23 protein-coding genes are annotated in these 20751 nt (G+C 38.8%); 15 read left to right on the forward strand and 8 right to left on the reverse strand.

Annotated elements, in window-relative coordinates:
* The first annotated feature begins 100 nt into the window (after positions 1 to 100).
* The 4 genes from ACTJKC_RS05300 (at position 101) to ACTJKC_RS05315 (ending at position 3779) form a co-directional block, all read left to right on the forward strand.
* On the forward strand, positions 101 to 1342 hold the full coding sequence (locus ACTJKC_RS05300; RefSeq protein ID WP_440790828.1) for an aminotransferase class I/II-fold pyridoxal phosphate-dependent enzyme: 1242 nt from the start codon (positions 101 to 103) through the stop codon (positions 1340 to 1342).
* A 259-nt stretch (positions 1343 to 1601) separates the two neighbouring features.
* On the forward strand, positions 1602 to 1778 hold the full coding sequence (locus tag ACTJKC_RS05305) for a hypothetical protein (RefSeq protein ID WP_010602932.1): 177 nt from the start codon (positions 1602 to 1604) through the stop codon (positions 1776 to 1778).
* Positions 1779 to 2126: 348 nt separating this feature from the next.
* Positions 2127 to 3110 carry a helix-turn-helix domain-containing protein gene (locus ACTJKC_RS05310; RefSeq protein ID WP_440790604.1) on the forward strand — a complete coding sequence of 328 codons (984 nt, stop codon included), beginning with the start codon at positions 2127 to 2129 and terminating at the stop codon, positions 3108 to 3110.
* A gap of 186 nt (positions 3111 to 3296) precedes the next feature.
* Positions 3297 to 3779, forward strand: a complete 483-nt coding sequence (locus ACTJKC_RS05315; protein ID WP_344848990.1) for a GNAT family N-acetyltransferase — start codon at positions 3297 to 3299, stop codon at positions 3777 to 3779.
* 129 nt (positions 3780 to 3908) lie between these two features.
* Here the strand turns inward: ACTJKC_RS05315 and ACTJKC_RS05320 are convergent, their stop codons facing one another.
* The 3 genes from ACTJKC_RS05320 to ligA form a co-directional block, all read right to left on the reverse strand.
* Positions 3909 to 4199, reverse strand: coding sequence for a hypothetical protein (locus ACTJKC_RS05320; RefSeq protein WP_440790605.1), 291 nt, complete (start codon positions 4197 to 4199; stop codon positions 3909 to 3911).
* Positions 4200 to 4421: 222 nt separating this feature from the next.
* Entirely contained in the window at positions 4422 to 5309 is an 888-nt protein-coding gene (dapA, locus tag ACTJKC_RS05325) for a 4-hydroxy-tetrahydrodipicolinate synthase (RefSeq protein WP_440790606.1), read from the reverse strand.
* A 156-nt stretch (positions 5310 to 5465) separates the two neighbouring features.
* Positions 5466 to 7478 (reverse strand): NAD-dependent DNA ligase LigA, encoded by a 2013-nt coding sequence (ligA, locus tag ACTJKC_RS05330; RefSeq protein ID WP_440790607.1) that lies wholly within the window; start codon positions 7476 to 7478, stop codon positions 5466 to 5468.
* Positions 7479 to 7673: 195 nt separating this feature from the next.
* On the opposite strand from ligA, the gene ACTJKC_RS05335 reads away from it, so the two are divergent.
* On the forward strand, positions 7674 to 7943 hold the full coding sequence (locus tag ACTJKC_RS05335; protein ID WP_440790608.1) for a hypothetical protein: 270 nt from the start codon (positions 7674 to 7676) through the stop codon (positions 7941 to 7943).
* Positions 7930 to 8574, forward strand: coding sequence for a zeta toxin family protein (locus ACTJKC_RS05340; protein WP_440790609.1), 645 nt, complete (start codon positions 7930 to 7932; stop codon positions 8572 to 8574). Before ACTJKC_RS05335 ends, ACTJKC_RS05340 begins: the two co-directional genes overlap by 14 nt.
* A gap of 8 nt (positions 8575 to 8582) precedes the next feature.
* On the opposite strand, the gene ACTJKC_RS05345 is transcribed toward ACTJKC_RS05340, so the two are convergent.
* Positions 8583 to 9260: an ACP phosphodiesterase gene (locus ACTJKC_RS05345; RefSeq protein WP_440790610.1), complete on the reverse strand. Its 678-nt coding sequence runs from the start codon at positions 9258 to 9260 to the stop codon at positions 8583 to 8585.
* A 148-nt stretch (positions 9261 to 9408) separates the two neighbouring features.
* Here ACTJKC_RS05345 and tyrS point away from each other — a divergent pair, with 148 nt between their 5' ends.
* Positions 9409 to 10695 (forward strand): tyrosine--tRNA ligase, encoded by a 1287-nt coding sequence (gene tyrS, locus ACTJKC_RS05350; RefSeq protein WP_344849004.1) that lies wholly within the window; start codon positions 9409 to 9411, stop codon positions 10693 to 10695.
* Positions 10696 to 11330: 635 nt separating this feature from the next.
* Here tyrS and ACTJKC_RS05355 read toward each other — a convergent pair.
* Complete coding sequence (locus ACTJKC_RS05355) at positions 11331 to 12533, reverse strand: GTP-binding protein (RefSeq protein WP_440790611.1); 1203 nt, start codon at positions 12531 to 12533, stop codon at positions 11331 to 11333.
* Positions 12534 to 12618: 85 nt separating this feature from the next.
* Here ACTJKC_RS05355 and ACTJKC_RS05360 point away from each other — a divergent pair, with 85 nt between their 5' ends.
* From ACTJKC_RS05360 to ACTJKC_RS05395, 8 genes are read left to right on the forward strand one after another with little or no spacing between them, the layout of a single operon-like run.
* On the forward strand, positions 12619 to 13014 hold the full coding sequence (locus tag ACTJKC_RS05360) for a MerC domain-containing protein (protein ID WP_440790612.1): 396 nt from the start codon (positions 12619 to 12621) through the stop codon (positions 13012 to 13014).
* 12 nt (positions 13015 to 13026) lie between these two features.
* Positions 13027 to 13191: a hypothetical protein gene (locus ACTJKC_RS05365; protein WP_344849013.1), complete on the forward strand. Its 165-nt coding sequence runs from the start codon at positions 13027 to 13029 to the stop codon at positions 13189 to 13191.
* Positions 13184 to 13810 carry an ABC transporter ATP-binding protein gene (locus ACTJKC_RS05370; RefSeq protein ID WP_440790613.1) on the forward strand — a complete coding sequence of 209 codons (627 nt, stop codon included), beginning with the start codon at positions 13184 to 13186 and terminating at the stop codon, positions 13808 to 13810. Before ACTJKC_RS05365 ends, ACTJKC_RS05370 begins: the two co-directional genes overlap by 8 nt.
* Positions 13810 to 15021 carry an ABC transporter permease gene (locus ACTJKC_RS05375; protein ID WP_440790614.1) on the forward strand — a complete coding sequence of 404 codons (1212 nt, stop codon included), beginning with the start codon at positions 13810 to 13812 and terminating at the stop codon, positions 15019 to 15021. The genes ACTJKC_RS05370 and ACTJKC_RS05375 overlap by 1 nt, the downstream gene beginning before the upstream one ends.
* Complete coding sequence (locus ACTJKC_RS05380) at positions 15022 to 15462, forward strand: hypothetical protein (protein ID WP_440790615.1); 441 nt, start codon at positions 15022 to 15024, stop codon at positions 15460 to 15462. It abuts the gene before it with no gap.
* Positions 15462 to 15896, forward strand: coding sequence for a hypothetical protein (locus ACTJKC_RS05385; protein ID WP_440790616.1), 435 nt, complete (start codon positions 15462 to 15464; stop codon positions 15894 to 15896). Before ACTJKC_RS05380 ends, ACTJKC_RS05385 begins: the two co-directional genes overlap by 1 nt.
* Complete coding sequence (locus tag ACTJKC_RS05390; RefSeq protein ID WP_440790617.1) at positions 15893 to 16342, forward strand: hypothetical protein; 450 nt, start codon at positions 15893 to 15895, stop codon at positions 16340 to 16342. Before ACTJKC_RS05385 ends, ACTJKC_RS05390 begins: the two co-directional genes overlap by 4 nt.
* Positions 16343 to 16362: 20 nt before the next feature.
* The gene (locus tag ACTJKC_RS05395) at positions 16363 to 16800 is read left to right on the forward strand and encodes a Fur family transcriptional regulator (RefSeq protein ID WP_344849025.1); all 438 of its coding nucleotides are present in this window, start codon (positions 16363 to 16365) and stop codon (positions 16798 to 16800) included.
* Here ACTJKC_RS05395 and ACTJKC_RS05400 read toward each other — a convergent pair whose 3' ends face one another.
* From ACTJKC_RS05400 to ACTJKC_RS05410, 3 genes are read right to left on the reverse strand one after another with little or no spacing between them, the layout of a single operon-like run.
* A complete protein-coding gene (locus tag ACTJKC_RS05400) occupies positions 16801 to 17784 on the reverse strand; it encodes a LuxE/PaaK family acyltransferase (protein WP_440790618.1) in 984 nt (327 codons plus the stop codon).
* Positions 17785 to 17803: 19 nt separating this feature from the next.
* A complete protein-coding gene (locus ACTJKC_RS05405) occupies positions 17804 to 18163 on the reverse strand; it encodes a hypothetical protein (protein ID WP_344849029.1) in 360 nt (119 codons plus the stop codon).
* A 5-nt stretch (positions 18164 to 18168) separates the two neighbouring features.
* Positions 18169 to 20598: a penicillin acylase family protein gene (locus tag ACTJKC_RS05410; protein WP_440790619.1), complete on the reverse strand. Its 2430-nt coding sequence runs from the start codon at positions 20596 to 20598 to the stop codon at positions 18169 to 18171.
* Between the last annotated feature and the right edge of the window lie 153 nt (positions 20599 to 20751).

Consider the following 20751-nt stretch of genomic DNA (forward strand, 5'->3'; position numbering starts at 1 on the left):
GTTACTATCTTAATTGACATCTAAAAGATCATTAGGTTGATTTTAAGACGAATAAAGCTTAAATTTGCAAAATTCTTATTATAAAAAAACAGATAATACATTGGATATATTTGATAAAATAGCAAAACACATGGGGCCGCTTGGGCAACACCAGAAATGGTCTCATGGGTATTTCTCTTTTCCAAAATTAGAGGGAGAAATTGCACCTCACATGCAGTTTCGCGGAAAAGAGCATTTGGTTTGGAGCTTAAACAACTACTTAGGTTTAGCCAATCACCCGGAAGTTAGAAAGGCAGATGAAGAAGCTGCAGCTAAATTTGGTATGGCTTACCCGATGGGTGCCCGTATGATGAGCGGTAACTCTAACTACCATGAGCAGTTAGAGCAAGAACTTGCAGCATTTGTTGGTAAGCCTGATGCATTTTTATTAAACTATGGTTATCAGGGCATGGTATCCATTATCGATACCTTGGTCGACCGCAATGATGTGGTGGTATATGATGCAGAATCTCACGCCTGTATTGTAGATGGTTTACGCTTGCACATGGGTAAACGCTTTGTTTATAAACATAATGATATAGAAAGTGCACGTAAACAATTAGAACGTGCTACAAAACTTGTTGAAGAAACAGGTGGCGGTATTCTTTTAATTACCGAAGGCGTTTTTGGAATGAGCGGTGCCCAGGGGAAATTAAAAGAAATTGTAGAGCTTAAAAAAGAATTCAATTTCCGTATCCTGGTTGATGATGCGCACGGTTTCGGTACAATGGGTAAAACAGGTGCGGGTACGCACGAAGCGCAGGATTGTATCGATGGGATTGATGTTTATTTTGGTACTTTTGCCAAATCTATGGCGGGTATTGGTGCTTTTGTGGCATCAACCGAGCAGATCACCAATTTTTTAAGGTATAACATGCGTTCTCAGACATTTGCCAAAGCATTGCCAATGCCAATGGTAATCGGTTTATTAAAGCGCTTAGAATTGCTGAAAAGCCAGCCTGAGTTAAAAGATAAACTGTGGGAAATTGCCATGACTTTACAAAAAGGTTTACGCGAACGTGGATTTGATTTAGGGGTTACCGATTCGGTAGTTACCCCGGTTTTCTTAAAAGGAGAACTTTCTGATGCAACTGCAATTACCTACGATCTACGCGAAAACTACAGCATTTTCTGTTCAATTGTTGTATATCCCGTAATTCCGAAAGGAATGATCGAGCTACGTTTAATTCCTACTGCCGTTCATACATTAGAAGATGTACAGCGTACTTTAGACGCTTTCAGCGAAGTAGCCGAAAAATTAGAAAGCGGATATTATAAAGAGAATCTTTTCGCAACCGTTTAAGATCTATTAAAATTTTACAAAGCCCTTTAAACCAGTTTAAAGGGCTTTTTTATTTTGTAATATTTTGTAATATTCTGTTTATCAAGCGTTTAATTATGTTTTTCAAGTCCGATATGTGTATAATCACGATAAGTGTGGAAAAAAACGGTAAATAAGCCTGTTTTTTATTCTTCTAAAAATTTTTTTATTTCATCAAACCCTTTAAATTAGAGTACATAATTAAAAATCAAACCTTAAAAGAACCATAAATTAATTAAAAATGAAAAAATTCGAAGAAGTAAAGAGTTTAGTGGCAGCTTTGGAAGCTGATGCAGACAAATTTTATAACAAAGGTAACAGCGCTGCTGGTACCCGCGTACGTAAAGGTATGCAGGATCTTAAAAATTTAGCTCAGGCAATCCGTTTGGAAGTACAAGACACTAAAAACAAAGCTTAAAAATCAAAATATTTTTATCTGAGCCTTAGGATATTTCCTGAGGCTTTTTTTGTTCAACATATTTTTAAAAAACTTAAAAGCATAAACATATTCATACTGTAAAATATATAAGACAATTTATCCTTGTCTGCGTAATTTATTAGCTTTCTTCTTTTACAAAGCGTATATTCATTTCAGGTTAATCCGCCTAAGCATCCAAAATACTAATTTCACTACTTAAGCATTATTAATGCCTGGCCATTAAATGTAAAAGATAATACGAATACCATACCGCTCTCAAAAAGATATCCGGTTTATCTGGCATGCAGATAAACATGTATAAATAATTTACATTTTTAACGGTCTTAAGTGTCAGAATATTTACATTACAATCGTGCAAATAACGAAGATGTCGGGCTTATCCTCGACGTGATGCGCGCTGTACATCCCGTAGATATTAAATTGACTCAGGCATTTGAGGAACACCTTTTAAGTTTAAAAATAAAAAAAGGGCAAATTCTTTTCAGAGAAGATGAGGTTTGTGAGTATGTGTATTTTATCGTTAAAGGTGCATTAATGGGTTGTACCACACATAATAAACGAAAAATTACCACTTATATATCTGTAGAGGATGATTTTGTCAGTTCCATATCAGGCCTTCATGGATCTGATTATTCGAAGGAATATGTGGTAGCAGTAGAAGACACCGAACTGCTGGCCATACACAATGATGTGTTAAACCGGCTCTTTTCGCATCATTTTGAGCTGAATTATATTTTTAGGGTAGTTTTGGAAAAATATTATAAAGATGCCCAGCAACGTGCACATATCATACGCGTTGGAAATGCCAAAGAAAGATATTTGTATTACGCAAAAACAAACCCCGGCTATTTAGACCGCTTGCCTTTAGAACTTATCGCTTCTCTGCTGAATGTTAAACCATCAACGCTTTTATCTATAAAAAAAAGTTTTTCACTTCCTCACGATCAGCAAGAAGAACTACAGCATTGTGGACAAAAGTTAGAGTTGTATGTTAATCAGCACCAGTCATTCCGTAATAAAAATATTAGGATCCATGCTCTTGCTCTTGAAATTGGGATTAGCAGTCACAGGTTGTCGGTGGTACTAAACAACTATTTTAATAAGAGTTTTATCGATTACATTAATCAATACCGAATTAACTGGATTAAAGAGAGCATCAGAAATCCTCAAATCATGCAAAACTTTACCCTGGAGGCATTGGCCTATAGTGCTGGTTTTTCTTCCCGGAGTGCCTTTTATAATGCTTTTAAAAAGCTTGTAGGGATGAGTCCGGTTGCATATTTAAAAAATATCTCTGATGAAAAACGTTAGTTTAACGTTTCTGTTACGCAAACACTTTTTTGAGGTGCTTTTTTTGATATAATTGTGTTGAATTATAATACAGGACAAACTTGTTTCAGCTTTATATGTAATAAGCATTTTGTTTAATTATTTTAGTATATCAAACATAAACTATAGAATTTATAGGTTAATAAAATTGCTAAAATTGATTAAACTATGATTAGAATTATGCGCTCATCAGATTGGGACGAAGTCAGTGCTATCTATCGTGAAGGAATAGAAACAGGTACTGCAAGTTTCAGAAGCCCGGATATTTCATGGAAAGACTGGGATTTATCACACCTTAAAGCCTGCAGGTTTGTGGCCTTAAAAAATAAAGAAATTATAGGCTGGAGTGCGCTTTTGCCTGTGGTAGCCAATTATGATGTTGGTGGTGTTGGAGAAATTGAGGTGTACGTTAAACCGGGTTACAAAGGGCAAGGGATCGGTTCTTCTTTATTAAATGCTTTGATTGCAGAGAGCGAAAACAAAGGTATCTGGATGCTTCAGGCGGGTATTTTTCTTCAGAATTCTGCTTTGTTAAAAATCCATGAAAAGGCTGGCTTTAGGGTAGTAGGGTACAGGGAAAAAATAGGTAAAGCCAAAGGTGTGTGGCAGGATAACCTGTTAATGGAACGAAGAAATAAGTTAATTGCCTGATCTGATAAATAAGAAGGTTTCATTATCGAGATTTTCTTTAGAAGCTGTCATATTGAGCCTGTCGAAACACATTAAGCAAGTCCTTCGGCAAGCTCAGAATGACAATCTATTTCCAATAGGTTCCTTTTTTTACCTGATAAATTTATAATCATCAATTCGATCTGATTTAATAAACCGGATCAGTTTTCCCTGATAAAAATAAAAGAAGGTGTATGGTTCTGGCTTAGGAATAAAGGTTGTAGAGATAATGCGGTAGATCTTTGTACCATCATCATTAGCCAACATCAGTTCAGCAGAACGGTTAACCCGTTTAAATTCATTTTCTGGCATGCCAATAGCGATTGAAGATTCCTGGTACGCCCTGCTTTTGCAGCCCATGGCCATTATTGCCATCAGGCCAATTAAAATTAAATTTTTCATTGTGTGTGTTTATTTGTGTGTATAGAGCGCAAATCAATAATAATGCCCTGATTCTCACTAAAATCCCCTTCAAACTAAAATTTTGGTTTATAGTTCTAATGTGTTGATTATGAATTAATTTCTTTTGGTAATTTTTTATTTACACACAAAAAAAACAGACTGCTTTCTTCTGCTTTTTAGCAAAATCAAACAGTCTGTTTCAGAATATAATTTTTATAAGAATTAAGCTACTACACTTAATTTTTCTACCTCTGCTATAATTAATTGTTCTAAAGCTGAAGAAGCTTTAACCAATGGCAAACGCACGGTATCTCCGCAAATACCGAGGTGTTTCAGGGCAGCTTTAACGCCGGCAGGATTGCCTTCTGCAAATGCTAAACGGGTAAATTCGATTAAGCTTAAGTGTGCAGGTAAAGCTGCTTTATAATCGCCGGCCAGGCACAGGTTTACCATATCGGTAAACTGTTTAGGCAAGGCATTTCCGATTACCGATATAATGCCGGCAGCGCCTAAAGCGATCATGGGCAAAGTAACCGGGTCATCGCCAGAGATTAGAAGAAATTCTGCTGGTTTATCCCTCATAATCTGGTTAAACTGATCAAAACTTCCTGAAGCTTCTTTTGTTGCAATGATATTTTTAAAATCATGCGCCAGTCTGCAGGTTGTTTCCGGACTCATGTTGCTACCGGTTCGGCCTGGTACATTGTATAAAATCAGATCTAAAGGAGAAATTTCAGCTAAATATTTATAGTGCTGGTAAATTCCTTCCTGTGTAGGTTTATTGTAATAAGGACTAACGGATAAAATTGCGCTGTAACCTGTAGTATCGAATGATTTAATGTCTTCAGCAACAGCAAGTGTATTATTACCGCCAATTCCGGCAACCAATGGTAATCTGTTGTTGTTAATTTCAGCAGTATAGGCCCACACCTTCTTCTTCTCGTCCTTGGTCATTGTAGCGGTTTCGCCGGTTGTACCTAAAGAAACGAGGTAATCTATCCCTCCGTCTACCAAATGATTAATCAGGTTTTTTAAGCCATTATAATCAACTGATCCATCTGTGTTGAAAGGCGTAACCAATGCTACACCAGTACCCTGAAATTTGTTCATTTTTAACTTATAATTATTGAATTTTGAATGAGATATCGAATGGTGCATTTTATCATTCAATCATGCTCTCATTTTATTTTCTAATTGAATTTTGAATAAATCACTAAATGAGTACTTACCGCATTTAATCATTCAAACTCAATCATTCTATCATTTTTACTTTATCATTTCCAATAACTCAGCATCCCTGATAATCGGCACATTTAACTTGTTTGCTTTTTCAAGTTTCGACGGACCCATGTTATCTCCTGCAACGAGGTAGTTCAGTTTACCCGAAATACCACTTAGCATTTTGCCTCCGTTGGCCTCAATCATATCTTTTAGTTCATCGCGGCTATAGTTCTCAAAAACGCCCGAAATTACGAATGTTTTTCCAATAAGTCTATCACTGTCAAGCGTAATTACTTTTTCTTCAATTTCGAACTGCAATCCTGCTAATTTTAATAATTCTACCTGCTTTAAATGCTCCGGTTTTCCAAAATACTCAACAATGCTCTCTGCAATGCGCTGCCCGATTTCATCAATGGCAATTAATTCTTCTACGGTAGCTTTAGAAAGATTGTCGATATTTTTTACACCGGCAGCTGTTTTTTTAGCAACGGTTTCGCCAACATAGCGGATACCCAAGCCGAAAAGTACTTTCTCGAAAGGCATTTCCTTCGATTTTTCAATCCCGGTTAGCATATTTTCGATCGAGCGCTCGCCAAAACGATCTAAAGTTTTAAGCTGATCAGATTTTTGGTGCAAAGTATATAAATCGCTGATGTGTCTTACTAAACCCTGTTTATAAAACGTTTCGATGGTTTCGTCACCAAGCCCGTCAATATTCATTGCCTTACGGGAAATAAAATGCTGTATTTTTCCCACAATCTGTGGTGGACAACCTTCATCGTTAGGGCAGTAATGTACCGCTTCACCTTCTTTCCTGATTAGTTCGGTGCCACATTCAGGGCAATTGTGCAGGTAATGTACTTTTGCAGCCCTGGCTAAACGTTTATCAAGATTTACCTTAATAATTTTCGGGATGATCTCGCCGCCTTTTTCTACATAAACGGTATCGCCTTCATGAAGGTCTAAACGCTCAATTTCGTTGGCATTATGCAATGTAGCACGTTTAACGGTAGTTCCGGCCAGTAAAACAGGTTTTAAATTGGCAACAGGGGTAACAGCACCAGTTCTGCCAACCTGGTAAGTTACTTTTTCTAAAACGGTTTCTACTTCTGCCGCTTTGTATTTATAAGAAATTGCCCAGCGTGGCGATTTAGAAGTAAAACCAAGCTCCTGTTGCTGTGCATAACTGTTTACTTTGATTACAATTCCATCAATATCGTAGCTTAATTTAAAACGCTCATCTTCCCAATAGTGAATAAATTCGAGAACGGCATCTATGCCCGAAACCAATTTTGTATGCTCACAAACATGGAAACCCCATTCTTTTACAGCATTTAAGCTATCCCAATGGGTTTTAAATTCATTTTTATCGGTATATAAAAAGTAGATAAAACCATCTAAAGGTCTTTTGGCTACTTCTTTACTATCCTGCATTTTAATAGTGCCTGAAGCAAAGTTACGCGGATTGGCATATGGAATTTCGCCCAGTTCTTCGCGCGCTGCATTTAAGCGTAAAAAAGCCGCTTTGTGCATAAAAATTTCTCCACGGATTTCGAAATGCTCAGGTGCAACAGTCGATTTAATCTGATGGGGAATGGTGTGGATGGTTTTAACATTACTGGTTACATCATCACCTTTGGTACCATCGCCACGGGTAACGGCACGTAAAAGTTTACCGTTTTCGTAAGTCAGGCTGATGGATAAACCATCAAATTTCAATTCACAAACGTATTGGAAATTATCGCCAATGGCTTTACGGATCCTTTCGTCAAAATCGCGGAGATCCTGCTCGTTATAGGTATTCCCCAGCGATAGCATGGGGTATTTATGGTTTACGGTGATAAAATTTTTGGTAATATCGCCACCCACGCGTTGTGTTGGCGAGTTCGGGTCGGCGAAATCAGGATTTGCTTTTTCCAGTTCGGTCAGATGCTTTAGTTTTTTGTCAAACTCGTAATCGCCAATGGTGGGCATAGCCAACACATAATAGTTGTAATTATGCTGGTTTAATTCGGCCACAAGGGCATCCATTTCTTGTTGTATTGCAGATAGGGGCATCTACAAATATAAAAAAAGGATGAAAGGGTTTTTGATACGTAGCGAAAATAAATCTTAATGATTTATTGCTATAATGTGTTAGGTGTCTTAAAATGAATACGGGTTTATAACTGCTTGATTTTATATGGTTTCTATGGTTTTCTTTTGTTCAATGGCATTAAATTTGTATTTTTACGTTAGAAAATGGATTCAATTATGTCGGTAGTTAACATAGAAAAAGAAACAAAACACGGAAAATATCTTGATGTTTTGCGTAATCTCCGTACAAAAAACTTTAACCGCAATCTTCCTTTTCTTATCCTTTCCAATAGGCTTCCAAAAGGCCAGGTTTATAAAGAATATGCTGATGGACGTATAGAGGTTCAGGAAGTTTCTTCAACAGGTGGGAATTTTAATGTTAAGGTTTTGAAGACGCTTCCAGCCAAGGAAGCTGATCTTTTACGTCTTGACTATGGACTACTCTAAGCCAACACTTTTGGTGATTTCTGGTCCTAATGGGGCAGGAAAATCTACCTATATACAAAGTATGCTTCCTGAAGAATTTGCAGATATTTTGTCTTTTAACAGGGATGAAGTTCGCATTGATTTTGAGAATCAGCTCATCAGCGAAGGAGTTCCTAAAGCGGATCGATTAAAAAAAGCGACAGTAATGATGGAAGCACGACTTGTTTATGAGATGAAAACAGCTATCTCTAACCAAGAAAATTTTGTACTGGAAACTCCTCTATCTGATCCATATTATTGGACGTATATAGATTTATTTGATAACGCAGGTTATAAGATTCAGTTAAATTATTTATGCCTTGATACTATCGAACAATGTAAAGCCAGGGTGCAGCAAAGAATTTCAGAAGGTGGTCATGCTGTTTCCCCGGATACAATTAAAGGGGTTTATAATATGAATCTGGTTCATATAAATAGTCAGCTAAATAGCTTTACCAGATTAGAATTGTACGATGGGACCATTATTCCAACCTTGCTTTGTGTGATTGATGACAACCAGATAGAATATGTTATTCCTGAAGCTTTAAAAAAACACTGGATAAAAAAGGGACTTCCTGCCATATATAAAATGCTGGCTGATGTTAAGATATAAACCTGATTCTACAAGTTTATCTTCCCTTCAATCTCCTTAAAAATATCCATAAAATCCTTTTGTAAAACTTCTTTAAAAATTCCAAGTTCAAAAGTGAGTTGTTGCAGCTGTATTTCGTTCAATGTTTCCGGCCATAAGCGCATACAAATCCTGTTGAGCGCATAGCTGATGTTTTCGAGTTTTTGATAACTCAACAAATATTTGCTGCTGATAAATTTCTCAAGAAAGTTAAAAAACACTTTCGGTTCTTTTAGTTTACAATGTTCGAGGAAATCGCTTAACGAATCTTTGTTTACATCACCGAGTTTATCATAAAAATGGTTCACCTGAATTAAATTACGCTTAACCAGTAAATGATCCAATAAAAGTTCTAAGCCGATATGAGCAAGAAAGGAAGGTCTAACAGGGGTGTTTTCTACAATCGGTTTAATCAGCTGTTTAAGTTCGGTGGTTTTTTCCAGGAAGAAATTAGAAGAATGAAAAAACAAGTCTACAGCAAGATGTCTTTTCCAGCCGGCCAGCAAACTTTCTTCATCCGGGTTTCCCTTAAACAGGAACTCGTTTTTCTGAGGGTATAAATTGGCTTCTTTCGACGCATTTTTAATCAGATCTGGCAATACTGTTCCCATTACCACATTGGCGTCTTCACTTGTCCTGTCGAAATAATAATGTGATAAAAAGTTCATGCTGCAAGGTAATATTTTCTGTTATGGTTGTAAAGTTTGTACGGTAAAATATTAACGCCGTTAAAACCTGTTTTACAAAACCAACTAATTTGCTTTAAACTAAGCTAAAATTTTATCTTTGCACGCACATTATTAAAGTGTTTGTACAATGACGAATTTTGTTGAAGAGTTAAGATGGCGTGGCATGCTGCATGATATTATGCCGAATACTGAAGAAAAGTTAAACGAAGGTATGACCTCGGGTTATATCGGTTTCGACCCGACTGCAGATTCGTTGCATGTTGGGCATTTAACGCAGATCATGACACTGATCCATTTTCAAAATGCCGGGCACAAACCATTTGCTTTGGTAGGTGGTGCTACAGGTATGGTAGGCGATCCGTCAGGGAAATCTGATGAGCGTAACCTTCAAACGCCCGAAATGATTGAGCATAACCTTAAAGGAATGAAAAAGCAACTCGCTAAATTCCTGAAATTTGAAGAGGGTGGAAATGGAGCCGTAATGGTAAATAATGCCGATTGGTTTAAAGATATGAACCTTTTTACTTTCATCAGAGACGTGGGTAAACACATTACCGTTAACTACATGATGGCGAAAGACAGCGTTAAAAGACGTTTGGAAGGCGATTCTGGTTTATCATTTACCGAATTCTGTTACCAGTTGATTCAGGGTTACGATTTTTACCATTTATGGAAGAATGAAAACTGTTTGGTGCAGATGGGCGGGTCCGATCAATGGGGAAACATTGTTACAGGTACGGAGCTGATCAGAAGAAAAGATGCCGGAACGGCTTATGCCATTACCACACAATTGATTAAAAAAGCGGATGGCACTAAATTTGGTAAAACAGAAAGTGGTGCGGTTTGGTTGGATCCTGAAAAAACTTCTCCATATAAATTTTACCAGTTTTGGTTAAATGCATCAGATGATGATGTAAAAAAATGGATCCGCATTTTTACGCTGAAAAATAAAGAAGAAATTGAAGCTTTAGAAAAAGAGCATGATGCTGCACCACACCTGCGTATCTTACAGAAAGCTTTGGCTGAAGATATTACCATAAAAACCCACTCAGTAGAAGCTTTAGAAACAGCTATAAAAACATCTGAATTTTTGTTCGGAAACGGATCTTTAGATTTTTTGAGGGGCTTATCTGATGCAGCAGTATTAGATATATTTGACGGGATACCACAATATAAGATCTTAATTGAAGAACTTGGAGCCGGAATTGATGCCGCAAGTTTACTGGCAGAAAAATCTGCTATTTTCCCCTCAAAGGGAGAGGCTAAGAAAACCATCCAGGGTGGTGGCGTTTCTGTAAATAAGGAAAAAGTAGCTGAAATGGCCCAGGTTTTTAATGCAGATCACCTGATCAACGATAAATTCATTGTGGTACAAAAAGGAAAGAAGAACTATTTTCTTTTAATCGCTGAATAACATTTACAAGCCCAATGAAAATAAATGTAAAAGGTTTTTTCATTGGGCTTGAATTTAAAATAGAACGGAAAGTTATCATTTTTGATGATTTTTTTTGAGTTCCCGTCATCTCGACTGAAACGGAGAGATCTACCTAAGCAGATTTAGCTTCGCTGAATACTTCGTGGTTCTCGACTGCGTTGCACTTCGATCGAAATAGTGACATTGGCAGGATGGCTATATAACAGAGCGGTGGAATTTTGCATATCATTCTCCGTGATAATCTGTAAATCTGTGGCAAACCAGATTACTCAGCTGAATTTATGAGCCAAAAAAAGCCACCTTTTGAGCAGCTTAAATGAGGTGTTAATCTATACAGGAAACTATTTAAAAACGTAAAATTTATTAAAACATTTATAGCATTTGTATCGCTTGATCGATACCCATGGCATTAGTGTTTTAAATATAAAACCTCTCGGTACCCTGTAAGTCTCAAAATTCTTACATTTCGGACAGGTAGGACAGGTTGAAACCACAGTTAATTCCTTTGGGGATATCATAATAAGTATAGTTGTTTGGGACAATCAAATCTAAACAAAATAAACTTAAATAATGTAGTATAAAAAACTACCATTTTGTTCGTTTCGTCGACTTTTTTATGATATTATATGCTCAAAGGGGTTATTAAAGGCTTTTCCTGCTTTAAAATCTGTAATTTCGTTAGTAGTTAATAAACATGTAGTTAGTGATTTTTTGAGTTCCTCACAATCCATTTCCTGACCGATAAAAACCAGTTCATTCTTACGGTCGCCAAAATCATTGTCCCAGCTGGTATGTATATCAGTCCTGTTTTCTACATAATCATTGTATAGTTCCCTTTCCTGCGTACTCATACTGGCCCACCATACCCCTGCCGGATCAATGCGTAACGAGCCACCGGCCTGCGAAAAGTTAATGGCTTGTTCTGGCATTGCAGCAAGATAAAATATGCCTTTCGAACGGATAATATTCTGTGGAAATTCTTTAGTAATGTAATTCCACAGCCTTTCTGGGTGAAAGGGTATTTTAGAGCGAAATACCGTCGAACTGATACCATATTCTTCTGTTTCGGGCTGATGGATTTCTTCCAGTTCCTTTTTCCAGCCTGCACCTTCTGATGCTGTTTCGAAATCAAATAATCCCGTATTTAAAATCAGTGCAGGATCTATTTCTCCAAAAAGTGTTTCGTAAATTTTAGCGCCGGGATTTAATTTGCCGATCAGTGCCTTTAATACTTTGATATCGTTATCGCTTACCAGATCAGTTTTGTTTAATAAAATCACGTTGGCAAATTCAATCTGGTCGGTAAGCAGGTTTACAATCGTGCGCCTGTCTGCAGCATCATCTGCCATATTACGGTCGGCAAGTTTTTCAGCTGAGCCAAAATCTTTGTAAAAATTATAGGCATCTACTACTGTTACCATGGTGTCCAGCTGGCTAAACCGGCTAAGGTCAATGTCCGATGTTTCATCAATAAACGAAAACGTCTGCGCCACTGGGATCGGCTCCGATATGCCGGTACTTTCGATCAATAAATAATCAAAACGGTTTTCTTTTGCCAGTTTTTCTACTTCGATCATCAGGTCTTCCCGTAAAGTGCAGCAAATACAGCCATTACTCATTTCTACCAGCCGCTCTTCTGTTTTGGATAAGGTGTTTTGGTTTTTAACCAGGGTGGCATCTATGTTTACCTCACTCATATCGTTCACAATTACGGCTACTTTTAAATCCTGTTTATTCTTTAAAACAGCGTTTAGTAAAGTGGTTTTGCCACTGCCCAGGAAGCCGCTTAATACGGTTACCGGTAATTTCTTTATCATGTTAATGCAATTATGTTGCAAATATAGCGTTGAATATTTTAAATGCAACTGTATTGCTTTTATATTTGTAGACAAAAATTATTCAATGAAATTACGGAGCTACAAAATTAACCTCGACCGGATCGGCATTACCGCCTCAACACTTTGTGCCATACACTGTGCGGCCTTACCATTTTTAATTACTGTATTGCCAATGTGGGGAATGGGTTTTCTGGCCAATGAAGCGGTTGAAATTGCAATGATCGCAGTTTCATTAATCCTTGGTATATGGAGCTTAAGTTCTGCTTACCGGAAACAACACCGCCGCATTTCACCAATTTTAGTGCTTATTGCAGGTTTCGCCTGTATTGCAACAGGGCATCTTTCGGGGATTGAACTGCTGGAGCCTGTTTTGATCCCTTTAGGCGGCTTTACCATTGCCGCTGCGCATTTTATCAACCTGAAGATGCTTAAATCTTGCCCGTTAGATCATCAACACTAAAAAAATATCCTTATGTCTAAGAATTATAAAATCCTGTTTATCCCTGCCTTGCTGTTTATCACGATGCTGAATCCGGCCTGTAAGCACGGCACAAATGATGGTATAGAAATTTACAGGCGTTATGCCATTAAAAATATTGTGGTCAAAAAAATGCAAAAGGCAGTGCGGCATGATTAACATTAAATCATTATCTCATGTTTATGAGCAGGGAAGAAGGATAAAATTTCCAGATTGGGAAATTGCAGATATGGACCAATGGCTTTTGCTTGGTGCATCGGGCTGTGGCAAGAGTACCTTACTGAATATTATTTCTGGTTTATTAAAGCCAACGTATGGTGAGATTTTGATCAACGATACCAATCTGTATGATTTAACCGCCAGGAATATGGATCGTTTCAGGGGAAGGCATATCGGCATCATTTTTCAAAGGTCTCATCTCATTCGCTCGCTTAATGTACTTGATAATCTTGAACTTGCTGCGGTAATGGCTGGTTTACCGATTGATGAGGAACGTAATCTTTTACTTTTAAACGACCTTGATATTGCCGCGCTGGCCAAAAGATATCCTGATGAACTGAGCCAGGGACAATTACAGCGTGTTTCAGTTGCGCGTGCATTGGTTAACAAACCTGATCTGCTGATTGCCGATGAACCTACCTCGAGCCTGGATGATGAAAACGCAGCACAAGTGATCCGGATGCTTACCAGCCAGGCGAAGGATAATGGTGCAGCACTGATTATCGCGACGCATGATCAAAGGGTTCGTGATCACATTGCCAAAACCTATCTACTCTAATGAATATTTTTAAAATCAGCAGTAAAAACCTCGTCAGGAATAAACTTTCAACCATCCTGAATATTATTCTGGTGGCCTTTGGGGTGGGCATCCTGTCTATTCTTTTTCTTGCTTCGAATCAGATTGGCAATAAGCTCGAAAAAAACGCAAAAGATATTGATCTTGTGGTGGGTGCCAAGGGAAGTCCGTTACAATTGATATTGAGCAGCATTTACCACATCGATTATCCAACAGGCAATATTCCGGCCAGAGATGCTTATCAATTAGCTCATAACCCGATGGTTAAAAGGGCTGTTCCATTAGCCCTGGGCGATAATTACAATGGTTACCGTATAGTGGGCACCGACAGCACGTTTAACCATCTTTATGGTTTGTCTGTTGAGAAAGGAAATTTCTGGCAGAAAGATTTAGAGGTTACCATCGGCAGCACGGTAGCTTCTGCATCGAAATTAAAAATAGGCGATTCATTTTTCGGTGCGCACGGACTAACGGGCAATGGAGATATCCATAAACAACATGCTTATGTGGTAAAAGGAATTTTAAAGCCGCAGGGAAATATCACCGATAATTTAATCCTCACCAATATTGGCAGCGTGTATAAAATGCACGAAGAAAAGCACGAGGAAACCCATCATTCATCCCCAGCAGAAGCCAAAGAAATTAATGATAAACAGATTACAGCGTTATTGATCCAGTATAAATCTCCGATGTCAGTCATTCTTTTCCCAAGGATGGTAAACCAGAGTACCAATATGCAGGCAGCTTCACCAGCGATGGAGAGCGCCAGGCTATTCTCATTGATAGGGGTTGGAATCGATACTTTACAATGGTTCGCCATATTGATTATGGCCATTGCAGCACTCAGTATTTTCATCAGCCTTTACAATGCCATGAAAGAGCGGAAATACGACCTGGCGGTGATGCGTTGCCTGGGTGCATCAAAACCGAAACTATTTTTTCTGGTGATGTTTGAAGGGATTTTGGTTACGCTGATTGGTGCCTGTTTTGGTCTGGTGATCGGGCATATTGCGCTCGAAGTAATCGGAACCTATCAGGAATCTTCACAGGCTAAGCTAACGGGACTGACTGCAGTACCTCAGGAAGTTTATTTAATCTGGATCGGACTGTTTATCGGAGCTTTAGCCTCGCTTATTCCAGCTATGCAGATATACAAGGTTGATATTGCTCAAACTTTAACGAAAGACCGTTAAGTGATGAAGAAATTAGGTTTGTTAGTTTTTTTATGTTTAGGTGTCCGGGTATTGGCGGCGCAGGTTCGGGTACATACCGACATGCGCACGCCCACCTGGAATTTGATCGGTTTAAGGTACGATGCCGAAATTGCACCAGGTAAATGGGGAAGTGTTTTTCCACCTGCTTTAAAAGCTTTAAATAATAAAGTAATCGAATTGCCTGGCTACATTATCCCTACCAAAGTAGGTTCGAAATTCAGCGAATTTATGTTTTCTATCGTACCGATAGCTTCCTGTCCTTATTGTGGCTCGGGCGATATTCCTGCAATGATCCAGGTGAAAATGTTAACCGCTATTCCGATTACCGAAAAACCAATCAAACTTAAAGGGATATTTATCATCAATGATTCGGGTGATGACCGCAGTGAATTTTTCCTTTTGAATGCAAAACAGCTGTAATGAAAAAATATATAACGGTTTTATTAATCTTGATCTCTTTTGCAGCGGCTGCACAGGTAAGCGTCCATACCGACATGCGTACCCCAACCTGGAACCTGATAGGCCTGAAGTACGATAAACAGGTAAAGCCGCTGGTTTGGCAGGCTGTTTTTCCTCCTGCATTAAAAGCAATCAATAATAAGATCATTGAACTGCCTGGTTTTATTATCCCTACAAAAGTTGGCAATAGCTTTACTGAATTTATGTTTTCAATCGTTCCTGTTGCTTCCTGTCCGTATTGTGGTACAGGAGATATTCCGTCGATGATTGAAGTTAAAGCGTTAAAACCGGTTACCTGGACAGAAGAACCCATTATCCTTAAAGGGAAGTTTGTAATCAATGATTCGGGAGATAGCCGTTCTACCTTCTTTTTATTAGATGCTGTAAAAAAATGAAAAAAATATATCTCCTGTTTCTTTTGCTATGGGGAAATGTTGCGCTGGCACAAAAGCAAAAGCATAATCCCAACGATCAGTTACGTTCGCTAAACTGGGATGTTATTGGTTCAGTAAAATTTGAACTGACCGGGAAAAATGAACTTTTACCACTATTTTCTGAAACGGTTAAACGGTTTGATAACCGCGAATTTGATCTCACGGGTTACCTGATTCCGATAAAAAGCGGGCAGAAACAACAGAAATTTTTGCTGGCCACGCTACCCATCAACCAATGTTATTTTTGCGGGCAAAACGGTGTTCCCGTAATGATTATGATCGAAATGGAAAGTGCCACCGCCTACAGTGAAAAACCGATCCACGTAAAGGGAATGTTGAAACTGGAGCAGAAAGATGCGAGCTATGCACCGCCAATCACGATCAAAAATGCCAAACTCATTAATTAATTGCTTATTTTTGTATTGCTATGGAAAACAAGACAGAGCGTTTCGAGAAACTTTTAGTTAAAAACGGTTTAAAAAGGACCGCGCCGCGTTTACAGGTGCTGGAAATTTTGAGTGGGAGAGATTCTGCAACTTCGCAACCTTATTTAGAACAGGTAATGGGTAAAGATGCAGATCGCGTTACTTTATACCGCGTGTTGCAGGCTTTTGAAGAAAAGGGGATCATTCATAAGGTTTTAGATCAGCAGGGAACAGCAAATTATGCCATTTGTTCGGATGGTTGCAGTGCGCACGAGCATCATGATGAACATGTGCATTTTAACTGCGATAACTGCCATAAAATTTATTGTTTAGATGCCGTTAAAATCCCGGCGTTAAAAGTTCCTGCAGGTTTTAAAGTAGAACATTTAAACCTGATTGCTACCGGTGTTTGCGCAAATTGTGCTGATAAGGTAAATTAATTACTGCACCAAAAGGTTACAGCCCCTGATATCGGCATTGTCGAACCTGCCCAAAACTTCAAAACTCTGATCAGGGTTGATCCGGCCCAGATCCTGCGTAGCGATAAATGAGCAAGAATTGATATTGGCCAGATCGATTACATTAATGCCACCTGTTCTGCCATTTTTGATTAAACTCAACGGATCATTGGTATCGCGGATCAGCACCTTCATCCAGTTAGGACAATTGAAAATGCCTTCGCCCAAAGAATAGGCCTGAGAAAGTAATTCTGTCATCCCATATTCACTGTGAATGGCTTTTACACCAAAACCTTTGGTTAATTGCTCATGCAGTTCTTCTCGGACCATTTCCTTACGTTTACCCTTCATTCCGCCGGTTTCCATCACAATCAGCTCAGGGAAATCGATATCGAAATTTTCGATAAAATCGAGCAGGGCATAGGTAACCCCGATTAAGACGGTTTTCTGTTTTTTTGATTTCAGATCGAGTAGGGTTTGCAATAACTCGTCGTGGTTGTATAAAAAATATCCGCTTTGCGGATGTGCGCTTTTTTCGATCAGATCGTTCACCATGTAAATCAATGATGAACCGGAGCGCTGTTGGTAGGAGGGTAACAATGCTAAAAAACAATATTCTGTAACCTCTCCATAAAACTCGGTAAAGGCCTGCAAATAACTCTGTTCATACAGTTTTACATCGGTTACATGATGACTGCTCTGCACCATACCGGTAGTGCCCGAGCTGCTAAAAGTAACTTCAACCGGATCGGTACTACTTAAAACCGAATGGCTTTTAAAAAAGCTGATGGGCAGAAATGGAATTTGCGAAACTTCGGTTATCTCATCAGCATCAACCCCCAGGTGGAAAATATATTCGCGGTACACATTACAGTTTTGCGCCTGTAACTTAAAAATATTCAGGGCAAGAGTATCAAACTCTTCCGCATTTTTTATAGAAAATATATCCTCAGCTGTTAAATTCACGCTGCAAAAGTACAAAGCATTATGCTATTTTCTCGTCAGTTTTTTTTGCCAGCATCGCCATGCGGAATTGATAGCCGCAATAACCGCTGATTCCGGCAACCAAACCGCTTAAAATACCGGTAACCAATAACAATGCCCACCAAAGTTTTATGCCCGTCATTACCGCTACGCGGCCGGCCAGTACATTATCATTAGGCAGACTTTTAAAAAGTGCATAACCGATCCAAAGCAGAAAAATAGCAAGAAATGATTGCCAGAAAGCGATTTTTCCTGTTTTGCCAATAATGCCACAGGTAGCGAAAGAAATTACAATAATGGTCCACCAGGGAGCGATCATTTGTAAGAAAAAACAGATTATTACGATAACTATGAAAACCATTTTACCTATTTAGAAATTTTTAAACGAGAGATAACTGTGCCCGATTTATCATCAGGACTTTGCATATAAAACAGATCGTAAAGTTTACCATTGGCCCAGGTATCGATCATATTATCATAGAATTTACTTCCGGGATTGCCTGATTGTCCCCCTGGATAAACGCCGTGTCCTTTTGGCGTTTTACCAAGCTCAATCACCATTCTCCATGATGGTCCGTTGCTTTCGCCCAGTGCATTAATGGTCGATTTTGCACCGCCAATCTGTAAAATTTTAGATCCAAACCCCGGTATTTTAGCCAGATGGGGTACATTGCTCTGTTTTACATTTGCCCAATCCCAATCTTTGTTGATCGGACCAAAACGTCTTTCCAAACTATCGCAGCTATATTTAAACGATTCATTTACCAAATCGGCAAGTGTTTCCTTTTCAGGGGTGTTGATGTTATCGTACCAGGTAGCATTCGGCTCTTTCAAAATCATTTCTACCGTACGGTCGCGGGATGGGTAACGCATCGGGATTCCTTTTACTTCAAATTCATCCGCCCAGATATCGTAAGTTAAACGTTTAGTCCATATTTCGAATACACTGGCTGCAATCTCATGTGCATCGTAACGTTTATTCCACTTGTTCACATAAGCCAATGCTTCCTTTTGCGTGGCGTTCAACTGCTCGTTGTTTAACATGGGTAACAATGCCGGAACCAGGTTTTGTGCGAGGATACTGTAATTATCAGTCTGCATTAAGCGGATACTATCCATCGTGGCCTTGTTCATGGCCGATAAACGGTCGTTAATACGCTTACCACGTTCGTAAGGCGAAAATTCCCAGTTGATATAATACGGATAAGTGGTATCGGTTGAAGATTGATTGGCGGAACTTACAAAACCACGCGGCGGATTTTTTACCGTAGGGTTCTGCGCATTTGGGATCCAACCCTGCCAATCGTAAGCCGGATCGGTACCATCAAGGATAAATTTACCCTGATCTTTCCATTTCAATGGGAATTTCCCATTTGGAGTGATGGCGATATCATTATCTACACTGGCAAAAACAAAATTCTGGGCAGGTGCGGTATAAAAAGTTAAGGCTTTGCGGTAATCGTTATAATTTTTCCCCCGGTTGAGGTAATAAAAAGTCATCAGCTCATTCGATTCTTCATGTGCAATCCACCTTAAAGCATCACCAACCGGCACATTATCGGCCCTGCCATATTTTGGTTTCTGAAAATAAACCACAGGACCATGGTGGGTATAATAAACGGTATCAATTTCATCTTTTCCACCGCGGATTTTGATCGTTTCCAGGCGTTTTTTTGTCGCCTTCCACTGATTATTGTACCAATATTCGTTATGTGATGAATCTTTAAATTTGATCTGATAAAAATCCAGTACATCAGCTGCCACATTGGTTACGCCCCAGGCAATTTTCTGGTTAAAGCCGATAATTACCCCCGGTGCGCCGGGCAGGGAAACACCATACGTATTTACCCCGGGTGCATGTAATTGAATCTGGTACCAGATAGACGGTAACGTTAAATCTAAATGCGGATCGTTTGCCAAAATGGGATAGCCCGAAGCCGTTTTAGCACCAGATAATGCCCAGTTATTGCTGCCGATACCTTCAACCTTTTCTTTTGTTTTTACTTCGCCGGTTAGGGCCTGAGTAAAGCTTTCAGGTGTTTTGGGTATTGGTAGCGGAGAGAAATTCCATTTGGTGCCTACCGGAATAATCGGATCTTCGCGGAAAGGATAATCAGGGAAAAGATTTTTGGTCACCTCCGGACCGAATTTTTTCAGGATGTTGGTCATGTAGAACTCATCTGATCCCATCGCTAATACGGCCGACATTTGTTTAAGCAGCAAGGCACATTTTACAGGTGTCCAGTTTTCCGGTTTAAAATCCAGTATTTTATATTCCAGCGGATAATTGGCGTGCGAAAGTGTTTTGATATAGGCATTAATCCCTTCGGTATAAGCCAAAATCATTTCTTTCGCTTTTGGATCAGCCATCATGCCTTTTAAAGAGTTTTCTGCACCATAAACCATACCCATGCGGCGTTGGTAACGATCAACCTCAATGGCTTTACTGCCTACCACTTCGCTAATTCTTCCGGCTGCAAAACGCGTCTGGAAATCCATTTGCCAGAGGCGGTGCATGGCGGTTACATAGCCTTGCGCCAGGTAAAGATCGTGATCGTTCTGTGCGAAAATATGTGGAATCATGCGGTCATCAAAAACGATTTCAATTTTATCTATCGCCCCTTTAATTTTTGCTTTATGGTTAAACATAAAGTGATTATTCTCTGCATTTTGCCAGAAACCCATAAAAGGATTAAGGAATTTTAACAAAGGAGGCGTACTACCTAATTTGGTGTTAAATAAAAAAGCTAGTGCTATCGGAATGATGACGCAGAATAAGGCCTTAATTTTATTCATAATGGTTAGCTAACAAGTCTTTTACTAAGATAGCGCAAAATGACGGTTTATGTTGAATGCAAAATACAACAAACTGTATATCAATCAAAATTATAATTTGTATTGATATTATTATGCTTACATAATTTGTTTAATTCAAAAAAAGAGTTTAAG

It is taken from the genome of Pedobacter sp. 22226 (genome assembly GCF_052045455.1).
GTDB lineage: Bacteria > Bacteroidota > Bacteroidia > Sphingobacteriales > Sphingobacteriaceae > Pedobacter > Pedobacter jeongneungensis.